9 protein-coding genes are annotated in these 15223 nt (G+C 47.4%); all 9 read left to right on the forward strand.

From position 1 onward, the window contains the following. Nucleotide 1: 1 nt before the first annotated feature. Nucleotides 2-1474: a SusD/RagB family nutrient-binding outer membrane lipoprotein gene (locus AC1DFM_RS18955; protein WP_477078316.1), complete on the forward strand. Its 1473-nt coding sequence runs from the start codon at nucleotides 2-4 to the stop codon at nucleotides 1472-1474. 311 nt (nucleotides 1475-1785) lie between these two features. After that, on the forward strand, nucleotides 1786-4683 hold the full coding sequence (locus AC1DFM_RS18960; RefSeq protein WP_477078317.1) for a SusC/RagA family TonB-linked outer membrane protein: 2898 nt from the start codon (nucleotides 1786-1788) through the stop codon (nucleotides 4681-4683). 11 nt (nucleotides 4684-4694) lie between these two features. Beyond that, nucleotides 4695-6203 (forward strand): RagB/SusD family nutrient uptake outer membrane protein, encoded by a 1509-nt coding sequence (locus AC1DFM_RS18965; RefSeq protein ID WP_477078318.1) that lies wholly within the window; start codon nucleotides 4695-4697, stop codon nucleotides 6201-6203. A 9-nt stretch (nucleotides 6204-6212) separates the two neighbouring features. Next, the gene (locus AC1DFM_RS18970; RefSeq protein WP_477078319.1) at nucleotides 6213-7223 is read left to right on the forward strand and encodes a BT_3044 domain-containing protein; all 1011 of its coding nucleotides are present in this window, start codon (nucleotides 6213-6215) and stop codon (nucleotides 7221-7223) included. Between the two features lie 27 nt (nucleotides 7224-7250). Beyond that, entirely contained in the window at nucleotides 7251-8297 is a 1047-nt protein-coding gene (locus AC1DFM_RS18975) for a DUF5007 domain-containing protein (RefSeq protein ID WP_477078320.1), read from the forward strand. A gap of 12 nt (nucleotides 8298-8309) precedes the next feature. Beyond that, nucleotides 8310-11429, forward strand: a complete 3120-nt coding sequence (locus tag AC1DFM_RS18980) for a SusC/RagA family TonB-linked outer membrane protein (protein WP_477078321.1) — start codon at nucleotides 8310-8312, stop codon at nucleotides 11427-11429. A gap of 10 nt (nucleotides 11430-11439) precedes the next feature. Further along, a complete protein-coding gene (locus AC1DFM_RS18985) occupies nucleotides 11440-12903 on the forward strand; it encodes a RagB/SusD family nutrient uptake outer membrane protein (RefSeq protein ID WP_477078322.1) in 1464 nt (487 codons plus the stop codon). Further along, nucleotides 12900-13607 (forward strand): fasciclin domain-containing protein, encoded by a 708-nt coding sequence (locus AC1DFM_RS18990; protein ID WP_477078323.1) that lies wholly within the window; start codon nucleotides 12900-12902, stop codon nucleotides 13605-13607. The genes AC1DFM_RS18985 and AC1DFM_RS18990 overlap by 4 nt, the downstream gene beginning before the upstream one ends. A gap of 10 nt (nucleotides 13608-13617) precedes the next feature. After that, entirely contained in the window at nucleotides 13618-15222 is a 1605-nt protein-coding gene (locus AC1DFM_RS18995) for an IPT/TIG domain-containing protein (protein WP_477078324.1), read from the forward strand. The last annotated feature ends 1 nt before the right edge of the window (nucleotide 15223 follow it).

Here is a 15223-nt window from a genome sequence, read left to right on the forward strand (position 1 = left end):
TATGCAGCGCTTCGCATGGTTGTTACTGTTGTTGTTGGCAGGTTGTGGGAAGATGGATGACCTCCGTAAGAATCCCAATAAAGCAACCATTGCCCAGCCGGGAGTGATATTCTCCGGTATTGCGCAATCGATGTTTGTACAACCCTGGGGCGACGCGCAGCGTAGCGCTCAATATCATTGCATTACTTATAGTTACTACGGCGACCAGAGTTATAGCTTTGGCGCCGCCGGTTTTAATTATGATGTGCTCCGGAATGTAGATCAGCTGGTAAAGGAAGCGCGGCGCAATGGAACTGATGCGATGCGGCCCTACTATGCGCTGGCTGATTTTATGCGGGCCTGGTTTTATATCAACATGACGGTACGAACCGGCGATATTCCGATGAGTCAGGCGATGAAAGCGGAACAGGGAATAGATCGTCCCGCGTATGATGCGCAACGCGATGTGTACCTGCAGTGTTTGCAACTGTTGCAGCAATCGCAGGATACTTTGGCAAAGCTGAACAGCAGTGGGAACTACCGGATTGAGGGCGACTTTTTCTTCAAAGGAAACCTGAAGCAGTGGCAGAAAGTAGTGAACGCTTTCCGCTTGCGGGTATTGATGAGCCTGAGCAATAAAACCAATGATGCCGCACTGAAAGTAAAGGAGAATTTTAATGCGATACTGCAAMTGCCGTTACCCGAAAGTAATGCAGACAACCTGGAAATTGTATACAGCACAGCGGAATTGAGTAACTATTATCCCGCTTATTCGCTAACGCCGGAAGCCAGTGCCAAACGTAATCCGCTAGGGGCCACCTATGTAAACCTGTTAAAGCAATTCCGTGATCCGCGGTTACTGGTAGTAGGTATGCCTGCTGCTATCAATGGTAGCGACAGTGCCACGGTGCATAACTTCGACGCCTATAGGGGCGCGTCTACCGGCACCTTACAGGGAGCGCTGAATGACTCTGCCAGCAAAGGATATTTTTCGTTGCCTGATTACCGTTACTGGTTTTCTTCTCCGGTGGGGCATCCTACGGTGTTACTGGGATTTCCGGAAGTTAGTTTTACGATAGCAGAAGCGATTAACCGTGGCTGGATCACGGGGAAAGATGCTGCCGTATATTATCGGGATGGCATTCGTGCCAATATGCAATATTATGAAATACCAGCAGTGGGGATTGAGCAATACCTTGCGCAGCCGTTGTTGCAATATGCCGGTAATAATGCGGATGGGTTCGCACAAATTCTGCAACAGAAGTATCTGGCCTTTTTTCAGCAGTCGGGCTGGGAGGCATTTTATAATCAACGTAGAACAGGTATCCCTGCTTTTGCTGTGGGCCCTGCCAATCAAAATCATGGCCTTATCCCCAAGCGCTGGATTTATCCCGCTTCCGAATCGATCGATAACCTGTATCACCTCACAGCCGCTTTACAAAGACAATATAACGGCGCCGATAATATCAATGGCGTAATGTGGTTATTGCAATAAAAGAATAACCAGTATAATTTTTCACCGGCGATACCCGCTGGCGATTTCCCTTGCCCTGAATGACCCCTTTTTTTCTGCGTCATCGAAAAATATTTTAATTCTCTTTAGGGGTATTTGCAAAATTCTGTCTCCCTTATATATCAACCTGTATTTTTTAGCCAGGAGTTTATCAATCAAGTGGACAGTGAACAATATTTAAACAGTTAAAATTTTACATAACGCGATAGTGACTGACTCCGCCCTGGCGGGGCCTTCCTGGCATGTTATTGCATTTACATTTTTTTATACCGGATAAAATTTTATGTAGCCTGATGATTTCACCTTTACCTTTTAACCGGCTCAGTATCTTACTACTACTGGCAGGAATGCTCCGGACGCAGGCCGTTACCGCCCGGCAAACACCCGCTGATTCTTTGTATAAGCGTACGGTTTGGAAGAATACGGCCTTCTTTACACCTGCAAAAGATACATTGTCGTATCGCACCGTTAGGGCACTACCGTATATGTATACCGGACAACTGCTGGAAGGCAGAGTTGCCGGGGTGAGTGTGATGCGTAATTCCGGTGAACCGGGTGTAGCACCATTACCTATTATCCGCGGCCTCGCTACGCCAATAGGCCAGTACAAAGACGTGTACAGCAACCGCCCTATTTATGTAGTAAACGGTGTGCCTTTAATCAGTAACAATAATCCCTATGCTTTGCGGATTAAAGCGGCTGATTTTACGGATATCGGCAGCGGCATTGAAGTAGATGCGTTGCCGGATATGAACAATATCCAGGAAGTGCACGTACTCAAAGGCCCGGAAGCCGTGGCGATTTACGGCAGCAAAGCGGCCAATGGCGCTATTGTTATCACCACTACCGATCCGGAAACAGGTAAGTATCATATTGGTGTGAATATCTACGGCGGTGTAGCAGTGAAACCCACCATCAATACTGCCAATGGCGCCTATCAACGCGATTTGATACTACCTTTTTATAACCAGTATGCCACACCGGCCCAGTGGAAAAACTTTCCGGCTTACCTCGCCGACTCCACGCGGCCGCTTTATTATGGTCCTGCTAACTGGGATGATATATATTATCGTAATGCCTTTCAACATGGCGTAGGACTGAGCATTGCCGGTGGTAGTGACCGTGCCAGCTTTCGCTTTGGGGTAGGCGAACGTACGGAGAATGGCGTTGCCGATCACAGCGCACTTCACCGGTATAATGTGTTTTATGATATGAGCATTATACCCATTGAACAACTCACCATCAATACTTATGTACAGGCGCTTACGGCAAAGCGTAATCGTAATAATAATATACTGGATCGCCTCGCGGAAGAGGAATATTACACCAATCAACAGTATCCATTATCACCAAATAAAACGTATCTCCAACAGTACTATCAGTTACTGGATGGCGGTGTAGACCGGAATCTGGCCAATGCAGCCCAGGCAGCAATCGACGTAAAATACCAGCTGTGGCGCACGTTGAGTATACACACACAGGGATCTATTGATTACAACGATAATAACCGCGACTTGTTTGTGCCGGCATCTGTGAATGACGGGAATAGTTATAACTCGCTGTTCACGGGTGTAAACCAGCGTTTGCGTTGGAATAACTTCCTCGCGTACGATAGAAAGGAACTACACATACAGGTTGGACAAACACTGGAAGAAGACCAGCTGAAGTATGATTATATGCGTGCTTACCGTGGCCCTTCCGACTTTATTAAAATCCCGGAAGTAAATACGGATAGCTCTTTCTGGCTCACGCATGGGAGAGAGTTAACGTATCCGTATAAAGATTATCAGCGTCAGCGTACCTTATCTTTTTACGGCAATGTATCTTATAAGTGGCGGGACAAATACAGCGCTACCGCCTCTTTGCGCAGCGATGGTTCTTCCTTCTTCGGTAATGGTTACTGGTGGAGCATTTCACCGGTGGTGTCACTGGGTTGGGATATGAAGAAAGAGAACTGGTTGAATGCCGCTACGGCGATCAATGCGCTACAACTCAACGTCAGCGCAGGACGTACGGCCAGGATGCTCGCGGAAGATATGTACGGCTACGGTCCTTATTATACCGTTGGCATCGGCTGGACCGGCGCCGGGAAAGTGTCTACCTATGCCTCTATGCCTACTTTAGGCAGGCCTTACGGTGACGGCTACACGGGTGGTGGCATTAAATCGCCTTATGATGAACATCTCAGTGTAGGCGTGACCGCTACCGCCTTTAAACATTTCAATGCTACGCTAACGGCTTACTCCCGTACCAGCAAAGGTCTGCTGATAGCGGTGCCGGTGGACGCCACCTATGGCTTTTCCAATAAAATTGTGAATGGAATGAGCGTACGCAACAGCGGTATCGAGCTGGGGCTACAGGGGAATTTCAAGTTGTCGCCGGAGCTGTATTGGTCTACCGGCATTGTGATGTCCTACAACCGGAATAAACTGCTGGCGCTCCCGKAAGGCCTTACCAGCATCAACTATGGACAACGCCACCTTGAAGTGGGAAAACCGATAGATCAGTTCTGGTTGTTACAAAATGAAGGCATCTACAAAAATAACAATGAAATTCCGGTATCCGATAAAGGTAAGCCGCTTACCTATAATGGTCTGACGCTGCATGCCGGTGATCCGCGCTGGAAAGATGTAAACGGCGATTACGTGATAGATGATAAAGACCGTGTGATGCAAGGGCATATTACGCCGCCGCTGCGTGGTGGTTGGAATAATACCCTTCGTTATAAAAAATGGACCCTGGATGCATCGTTTTCTTATGCACTGGGCAATCAACTGCTGAACAGTGCGGTAGCAAATCGTTTCGACTTTGCCAACCGTGAAGGAGCGAATGGTCTGGCTGGTGTAAAAGAAGTTACGTTCTGGCAGCAGATTCCGAATGCAGAGAAGTATCCGCGTTACAATCCCTGGAGCCTGGTGAAACCTTATCAGACAGAACAAACACTGTTTTATGAAAAGGCTTCCTGGCTGAAGTTACAGGCCCTTACGCTGAAGCATGATCTGGCAGGATATGCTTTTATAAAAGGTACTGCCTTGCGCAAGCTGCAGGCCTATGTAACTGCGTCTAATGTATTTACATGGTCGCCCTATTCCGGTGGTGATCCATCGCTGGTGGATTACTTTGGTTACGGCAGCGGATATGCGCAACCGTTACCCCGCACTTTCACCATTGGTATCACTGCTGATTTCTAAAAGTATTGTACATGACAACATTTCGTTTACCTATAAAAGTATTACTGGTGGCGGCCATGCTGACTGCTTCCTGTAAAAATACGCTGGACGTGAGTCCTACTCACCTGGTGCCGGAAAAAAATATGTGGACAACAAAGAACGATGCCCGTTCTGCGGTATTTGCCACCTATGGTTTATTTCGTGCCGCACTGGCAGATAACAACGCCTGGCTTGTGTATGGAGAGCTGCGTGCGGGCGACTTCAAAAGCGCTATGCGTACAGATCTGAGCGCAGTTACTACCAACCAGCTCAATGCGTCATCGGCTACGCTGGAAGGATGGAAAAGCTGGCGTCGTTTTTATGCCGCCATCGCGCAAGCCAATTTATGTCTGGAGAAATTAGCGCTGGTACATGAACATGATTTCCGTTATACACCGGAAGAAATGAAACTGGATATTGCGCAGGTGCGTTTCCTGCGTGCCATCACTTATTTCTACCTGGTGCGTATCTGGGGAGATGTACCACTCATCACGAATACGGGTGATGGTAATTTTACGTCCATAAAAAGAGAGCGCCAGGATAAAGTATTGGAGCAGGCCATGCAGGATGCGCAAAGTGCCTTAACCGATTTACCCTGGAGTTATTCCGGTACCTCACCGGAGCTGCTGTCTAATTACTGGGGGCTACCCGGTAACGTCTGGCAGGGGCTTATTGGTAGCAAGGGCGCCGCTTACGCTTTGCTGGCGCATATTTCCGCCTGGAAGGGCGATTACTTGTCCGCCGAAAAGTATGCACATACTGCCATGGATAATAAAGCACGTGGTGGCTATAATATGGTGGATGTGAGTACACTCACCGGTGCCACAGATGCCAGTACTTTCAGCGGACAAGGAGCAAACGTGATCTTTGCCATGCCGTTTAAAAACATTTACCAGGAGTCGTCCGGCAGTGGACATATTGAAGACTGGACCCTGGCAGATCCTTACATATCGCGGACTGCGCCGGACATCTACGTTTCCAGCGACAGCATATTGAAAATATTCAATGAACCCAATGATAATCGCTATTACATAGGCAATAATGGTTTTGCCTATGGTAATTATTTCTCCGGGTTTGGTAACCCCATACCCATATTTACAAAAGTCAAAATGCCGGGTATTGCAGGCGTTGATCCATTGCGCCTGTTTCAATCCGCCATCGTTGTTTTTCGCTATGAAGAACTGGTATTGCTGCGTGCGGAAGCCCTGCTGTTTCTCGGTAAGAACGAGGATGCCATTTTTCAGCTGAATGCGGTAAGGGCACAACGCAATCTACCCGACTTTAAAACCGGTAATCTGGCGAACGCTATTCTGGCGGAAAGAAGAAGGGAGTTGTTGGGAGAAGGATGGCGCTGGTACGACCTGGTGCGATTTGAAAAACTCACCACCTATACCGGGTTTAAACCAGCAGACATTGCCCAGGGGGCGCAGTGGTGGCCGGTATCCAAAGAGGTGCTGTCGTCTGGTAAAGAAATTACACAAACTAAATTCTGGCAACAATAATCATACATTATGCAGGGAAAAATCAGCGTTGTTTTATTGCTGCTCTGTTGTGTAGTGCTAACGTCCTGTAAAAAAGACAATACCTACCGGCAGGCATTACCACCACAAAATTATTCCGGTACMGTATATGAATACCTGCGGTCAAAACCCGGCAATTTCAAAGATGTATTACAGGTATTGGATCGGTGCGGACTTGGTCAGTTATTGAAAACTGATACGATAACCATTTTTGCGCCAACAGATCAGAGCCTGAATGCTGCTTTGGATAATTACAATTCCTATCGTCAGGCCGCGAATCAGCCGCCTGTTACACTGAATGATATAGACTCCTCTTCCTGGCGCGTGATCATGGGGAACTATCTGTTCTCTGGAAGTTGGCGTAGCAGCGACTTTGCCGGGCAAGATGGGAAATCATTAGTCAGCAAAGCGCTCCGGGTAATGGACCTGCGTCTCGTAAACCGCCGGGCCGCCGGTGTGGAGGGACAAGGACCGGAAGTGGTGCGCCTGTCTTATATGAACGGGTCCCGCTTTGTGAAGTACTGGATATCTACTTACGCAACAACAGCGGAAATTAAAGCGAAGAATGGAATGGTGTATGTGCTGGAATCAAGTCACCTGGTGGGTTTTGGCGCTTTCTTCGGTAAAGCCGGCAGCTACCAGAACCTCTATTCCGAATCGGTTCTTTTTGCAGATGGTTCCGCCACGTTGCCCAACGGCAACATTGAATTATGGAACTTCTATCCCAAAGAGTTGGCGGCCATTGATGCCAATACCGTTCAAACAGAAATGGCTAACCGGTTGAGCAAGAACTATGAGATGCGCCTTACCATTAACGCAGATAACACCGTGACCATTGCTGCAGCACCCGATTCCCCTGCACAGGAGATTCATAACAACGGCGCCTGCTATTTTGATCCGGCTGCCAGTTTGTTTAACCTGAATTATACCTATACAGATACGGACGGTAAAACATATCAGGTGGCGGAAGTGATTCGATACAATGCTATCAGGGAGCAATAAATAATATAAACGACAAATGTTTTTCAGATGAAATGGCAAGATTATTTAAAATGCGCACTGGTAGTGACCATCACCGCTACTGCCTGTAAAAAACTACCTGAGAAAAAAGATTATCTCAGTAACAACGCCAACTTTAACAAGAAGGATGTGTATGAGCCGGTGCTGGGTCGTACCATGCTGGAGCTCACCCAATTCAGCCCGGATGGCTCTACTTATCCGATGGTATTTTCTATTGAAAATGCCCGGGATCTGAGTAGTGGCAAACCTGCGGCCGACCTCTTTACGCCATTGAAAGTAAAAGAGTGGCAGCGGGACTATACCGGCCTGGAAAAATCGCTCGATGAAATTGAGGCCAAACGGGTATGGGTAAACGCTCCTTTCCTGGAGATACGCAAAGGCTCAGGTGATTTTATCTTCCGTAATGCCTCTTCGGCTATGATCAAAACTTACCCGGATACCGGCTATGCTTTTGACGTGAAAATTATGAATAAGGGCAACGTGCGCATCATCAAGGATTTCCGGTTGCGTCCATTGAAAGAAGTCCCTTATGAGCCTTATGAATATGATAAATATACCCGTCGGCGTATGCTGGAAGCCCGGCAGCAGCCCAATGGCCCGTCTTACATGGTACCCTATACCATTCATCCCAATTTCATGCAGAACTTAATATATGCAAAGGATAGCCTGATGAAGGATACCGTGGTATCTGTTTATTTTAATAAAACCAGTGAATCCGGACATTCACTCACTTTTAAGTTCCTCGATGAAAACCTGAAACCCATGAATCCGGCGCTGTTTAATAACACCAAATGGGATCAGCTGGTGCATGGTTTTAACCGGAAACAAACAGATAGCAGCGTAGTATATGATGTGGCGTATCCTATACCACTCACCGGGTTGACCACGCTATATGCATCCAATGGGAAAGCTAATTGCCAGTTTGGATATAGCCGTAAGGGTTATGGCGGTAATCGGGTGGATGCTTATTTCGGTTTGAGTTTCGCCATCTATGAGCCCGGCGACTGGTCCATCACTTTCTACTTCCGCCGGAATCCCATTTTCAATGATGATTAAACAACGCCTTTTATGAAATTATATATACAAGTACTATTACTACTCTTTTGTATTGGAACGGCGGTAGTGGCGCAGGACAAAACGATAGCGGTGAAAGGCCGGGTATTGTCGTCCGTGGATCGCAACGCATTGCCGGGCGTATCTGTATTATTACATGCACCGGGCGCCAAACCTAAAGCTATTGGCGTAACAGACGCCAACGGGGAATTTAATGTAAGAGTAGCACCTGATGCCAAACTGGAATTGCGCTTCATTTCATTTGAATCGTTGCTGATATCGGTGAATAACCGCGCTGTTATTAATATTTCGTTGAAGCCTTCTTCTACGTCGCTTAAGGAATCAGTAGTAGTAGGTTATCAGAAACGTACCAAAGAAACGGTAACGGGATCGGTTACACGTATTACCGCCAAAGAAATACAGGATGTGCCGGTATCTAATATAGAGCAGCTGATGCAGGGCCGTGTGGCTGGTTTGAATATCCAGCAAACAACCGGTGCGCCTGGGTTCCGGGGTTCTGCCTCTATCCGTGGGTTGTCGCAGTTAATGGTGAAAGGCGGCGGCAGCGATGCTTACCTGACCCCACAGTCGCCGTTGTACGTGATTGATGGGGTACCGGTAGATGCCAATGCCGGCTATGAATATGGCTTCCAGTCCAATGGCCCGGGCACCAGCCCCTTGTCGCTCATCCCACCGGAAGATATAGAAACCATTGACGTGATGAAAGATGCGGAAGCCACCTCCTTGTACGGTTCCCGGGGTGCAAACGGCGTAATTGTGATCACTACCCGTCGCGGACAATCTGCCGTACCTATTATCCGCTATGCCGGTAATATGTTCATCAACTTCCCGCCTTCCCTGCGTAATACCATTGGGGGTATGTCTGAACGCGATTACCGTATTGGCATGATCATGAATACCCTGAATGAAGATGAGATCAACCGCATCTCCAAAACGCCTTTACTGGCCGATAGTCTCAATCCCTTCTTCAATAATTCTACCAACTGGCAGGATATTTATTACCAGGTAACCTACAACCAAACGCATAACGTATCTGTGAGCGGTGGCGACCAGAAGCTGAACTATAAAACCAATGTGAACTTCTACAATGAACGCGGGGTAATTAAAAACACCGGATTTGACCGTTATTCCCTTAACCAGAATATCAACTTCAATCCTAATCCCCGCCTGCAGGTATCTGGTTACCTGGCAGCTGGTTTGGGTAAGAAGTTAAAAGGAAGTGGTAATGGTTTGACGGATGTAGGCGCCGGAAAGAATTACACCTCTTCGCTGTTGCCGGGTCCTTCCTACTTCAACAACGTAGGTCATTTCACCGGCGCCATGATGAGCAAGAATGATACACGTACTTATAACATCCGTACTTACCTGAACATCATGTACGAGCTGTTCCCGCATATTCAGTTGTCGTCCAATACCAGTTACGACTATACGGCGGATCAGGAAGATACGTTTACACCGGCATTGGCTAACTCTGAAATGCCTAAGGTGTACGGATTTACCGGGCGTACCAACAACCTGTATAACCGTACAGCGGTTAACTACAATCGTGTTTTCAATGGTAAGCATACCATCCTGGGCGCTGTTTTTTCTGAGGCCACCATTGCGCAGGGACAAACAAAAGTGCTGAATTTGCTGAATGCGCCCAACGATTACTATCGTGGACCATTGGGCTTCAATACGTACTATTCCGGTGTAAGCGGTATCCCGGCGGCAGGCGGATTTTCTGAAATTCATACAGTAGCATTGGCGGGTACCTTCAGCTACGACTACGATAAAAAATATGTGATTAACCTGAACTACCGCATGGATGGTAACTCTTATTCCGGTGTCAACGAACGTTGGGCAAAGAATCCTTCTATTGGAGTACGTTATAATTTCAATAAAGAGAAGATATTGGAGAAGCTGGAATGGCTGGACTTCGGCGACGTGCGTTTCAGTTATGGTATCAACCTGCGTCCCAGTACCAATATCTACGCCTCGCTGGGATGGTACGATGTAGTGGGCAACTATAACGGTGTAACCCGTATTTCTCCACACTTAGGACAGATGCCGAATCCATCCCTGAAACCGGAAAAAGTAGAGCAATATAACTATGGATTTGATATGAGTGTTTTCAAAGGAAGAGTGGGGATTACCTTCGATGCCTATACGAAAACAGTGTACAACATGTTGTATACCCGTGATCTGCCTACTTCTACCGGTTTTGCTACCACTACTACCAATGATGCTTCTTTGTATAACTATGGGTATGAAGGTAGTATTACTTTCCGGCCGTTTAAAACGCGGGAGGACTTTAGCTGGAGTATCAGTTTGAATGCGGCGATTAACCGTGATGTGCTGTTGTCGTTGCCGGGCGGCGCTACGCAGATGTTATCAGAGGATGGCTCTATGATCAATCGCGTGGGTTACGGTGCTTTGTCTAATTACCTGTATGTAACGCAGGGCGTGTACCGTACTGACGCAGATGTGCCGGTAGATCCTATCACGGGGTACCGCTACAGCAATGGCAAGAATGGTTATTATAAAGCGGGTGATGTGAAGTTCCAGGATGTGGATGGCAACTATGTTACCGATGGTACCGACCGTCAGGTGTCCGGTTCGCCTGTATCCCGAATCACGGGTGGTTTTAACTCTTTCCTCACTTACAAAGGCTTCAGCCTGAACTTCAATGGTACCATTCTGTTCCAACGGAAAGTGATCAACAGCGCATTGTATGAGCGGATGTTGAATCTGCAGTCTCCATATGATAATGGTACGATGGTAAACCTGGGCGACCTGAACTATTGGCGGCAGCCGGGAGATGTATCGCGGTATCCCAATCCGTATGATTATAAATCAAAAGCAGATGCTTACCGGGAATTGCAAACGCTGTTCCAGGAAGATGGTAGTTATATCAAGATCAACGCCATCACGTTTGGTTATTCTGCGAAGCGGAAATGGATCTCCAAATATCATATGAACGCACTGCGTTTCTACACCACCGTTACCAATCCATTTATGTTCACCGGCTATACCGGGCCTAACCCGGAAGCCGTAACAGAACTGGGTCGCGACAGGTTGGATAGTTATCCGATTGCGAGAACCTTATCATTTGGTTTAAATGTGGAATTTTAAAAATCAGGGTATGAAGCGTACTATTTATATAAGTCTGATCATGATGGTGTTGCTGACCACCGGCAGCTGTAAGAAATTCCTGGAAGTGTCACCACCGGATCGTATGAGTGATGCCGCTTTCTGGAAAACAAAAGGAGATGTGGAATCTTCCATCGCTAATGCGTATGGTTTTATATTCGATATCCTCACTAACGGGCCGTATGTGCCGTGTAATGGAGATATCCGGGCAGGGGAGTTTAATCCCAATGGGTTTGATGTATTTGCCGCAGTGGCAGCACAGGATTTGACGAATAACAGTCGCCTCATCCGGTATAACATGAATAAGCTGAGCGACTGGTATCCATTTTACCAGTCTATTGCCGCCTGTAATATTAACCTGGTAAGGGTACCGGGGGTGAAGGCGCTATCGGCAACGGAGATCAAACAGTACGAGGCGGAACTTCGTTTTGTCAGGGCGTTTACCTATTTCTATATTTCGCGGATTTATGGAGATGTACCACTATATGTGGAAGCGTATGATCAGCGCCCTTTGCCACGCACTCCGATGATTGACGTGCTGAAGTTTTGTCTGGCGGAGATGGACGCTGTGAAAGATGATTTACCCTGGCAATATGAAGAACCCTCCAAGTGGGGCGTACGTGCGGCCAGAGGCGCCGTGTACGCGTTGATCGCTAATGTAAATATGTGGGCCGCCGGTTTTGATAAAGCTAATCAGCAGCAGTATTGGAAAAATGCCGCAGCAGCCATTAAATCCATTTATGATTCCAATGCTTTTGAATTATTAGCGGTAGAAGATTTCCGGAAAATTTTTAAGGGTCGTACCAAAGAAAGTTTGTTTGAGTTTTCGGTAAACGCTAACTACGGTACCACCACCCGTTATGTGAGCATTGGCCAGTGGACATTGCATTCGCCGCTGGTACTTAACTATGCCAACAGTGACTGCTATTTCGACGCCGACTATCTCAAAAGGATTTTCCCGATAGACGCTACTGACAAGCGTCGGGACCTCTGGTTCTTTTCTCCCTATGCCAATAATACCAGCGCCATGTTTGTAAAGTACAGCAACGTGGTGAACAAGGTAAGTGAGACTGCCTGGTTGCTGGATGATGACCTGATTATTTTCCGTTACGGCGGAGAGCTGCTGTTAGGCGCGGAAGCACTGGCTAATCTGGGACAGGATGCAGAAGCCATTAAGCTGTTAAATGTAGTGAGAAAACGTGCCGGCGCTCCCAACTACAGTGGTGGTGGTGATGCGCTGAAGGATTTTATTTTCCTGGAACGCCAACGGGAACTGATAGGAGAGGGCGTACGCTGGTACGACCTGGTGCGTACCGGCAGGGTGACAGATCCTACGCAATGCAAAAGCTGGCTTACACCGGAACAGTTTACCCGTGGTGGCTGGACCTGGCCTATTGATGGTAAAGCGCGCAATAACAATCCTAACATCACCTTAAACACTTACTGGATAAAATGATGACGGCTACACAATCACTTAAAAGAACGGGCTGGCTGATGGGATTGCTCCTGCTGTTGGCAGCCGGTTTCAGCGCCTGTAAAAAGGATTACTATAAAGATTCCGGTTTACAGCAGGGGAAATTTGCCGGCTCCAGTTTTGAGTACCTGCAAACGAAACCTTATTACTTTGATACGTTAGTGACGATAGTACAGCTGGCCGGCCTGGAGTCGGTGTTGCGAGATTCGTCCGTGACTTTCTTTGCGCCAACTGATTACTCCGTGAAAGTGGCGATGAATATTATTAACGCGGAGCGTTACAATCAGTTCCAGGACTCGCTGAAGTTACAGGAAGTGCCGGGAGAAGTGTGGCGTAAGTTTTTGTCGCGCTACATATTCCGGGATAAATATATGTTGAAAGATGTACCCCGCTATGATCCTGATCAGCGGGAATTATATCCCGGTATGAATATGGAATCCTGGCAGGGCTATGTGATGAACCTGGGCGTTATGTTTTCCGACTACAACGGTACACATGATGTAGGGCCGCGTAGTTTGCTGCTGAGAGATATTGGTGACCTGGGCAATCCACAGAACGTTAGCGCCCAAATAGCCAGCTCTGATATGCAAACCCGCAACGGTATTGTGCATGTGCTGAACTCGGATCATATACTTGGATTTAACCCCTTTGCTTTCGCCTCGCTGGTGAAGGAATATTTAAAGTAACGCATTTATCATGAGGAACATACAAAAACTTTCGCTGTGGGGTGCATGCCTGTTGCTGTTATACTCTGCCTGCAAAAAAGATAATTATACCGGGAAAGATCCCTATGCCAACGCCAAAGAACCGTTGAAAATAAAGATCGATAAATCGGCCGCAGCGCCCGTATCCGGCGGTATTGGCGCTACTGTTACCATTAATGGCAGTGGTTTCCTGAAGTATAAAGATAGCGGCATGGTCATCAAGTTTAACGATGTGCCAGGTCAGATCACGGCAGTGACCGAATCCAGCATCACCGCCACGGTTCCTGACAACGCCAGTACCGGTATTATTTCATTAACGGTACAGCGGCAATTATTTGCAGGGCCTAATTTTCGTGTAATCGGTCCCGTTAGCATCGATCAAAATTTTCATGCGGTACCGGGAGCGGCTGATAATATGATCAATACCATTTGTTTTATTCCGGGAGGCAAATACCTGATTGGAGGTAGTTTTTCTGACTATGATAATTCCGGCGCCAGAAACGGCTACCGTGGCCTGGCGCGTGTCAATTCAGATGGTACCGTGGATCGCGATTTTAAAGTAGGAAAGGGGATATCTGGTACTGTGAATAGTATAGTGGTGCAGGCATCGGGCAAATATATTGTTGCCGGTGATTTCAATAACTACAACGAACGCTTTAAAGGTGGCTATGTTAATAACATCCTGCGGTTGAATCCCAACGGCATGTATGATAGTACGGTGATTGTAACGCCGCTGGGGCACCATGATACCATACCGGCATTGAATGTATATCTGGATGCGCCTATTACCAGGGTGCTGCAAACACCGGACAGTGGTAAGCTGGTGCTGGTAGGCGGATTTAAATATTTTATGCGGAGAAACTATGCGGGTATTACCGCCGATGGTAAGCGGGATTCTATCCTGGTAGACAGTATTCGTATGGATGGCATCATGCGGTTGAATGAAGACGGCAGCTTTGACTCCACTTTTAACTTTGATGCGGCGCGTCGCCGTAGCTACGAGGGACCCAACGGCTATATCGGCTCCGCGTTGATACAGGCAGATGGTAAAATTATGTTGGCAGGCAGCTTTACCCGCTTTCATGGCCAGCTGACCGGCAGTGTGGTCAGATTAAATCCAAATGGTGAAATAGATCCCAGCTTCAACACCGGTGCCGGTCCGGATGATAGGGTGGCGATGATTAGTCCATTGAAAGATGGCCGTTACCTGATTGGTGGCATGTTCTCAAAGGTGAATGGAAAAGAAGCGCACCGGGTGGCCGTATTAAATCCCAATGGGTCACTGTATGATGGCTTCAGCGTAGGTACTGGTCCGGAAGCAGGACCTAACGGCGTTCCTACTTCCGCTATACAATTGAAAAATGGAAAGATATTCCTGGCAGGATACTTTGAAACGTTTTCCGGTGTGAAGCGTGGAAATACTGTGATCCTGGATGAAGATGGAAAGATGAGTAAAGGATATAACTCTATGGGCGCGCTCAACGGTCAAATCGGGGATATGGTGAATATACCAAATGGCAATGGCGCTATCATGGTAGGCGCCTTTACTCAGTATGATATGCTGCAACAGAACCGTATTATGTTACTGCGATATTAAT

The organism is Chitinophaga sp. 05T412, from assembly GCF_056396465.1.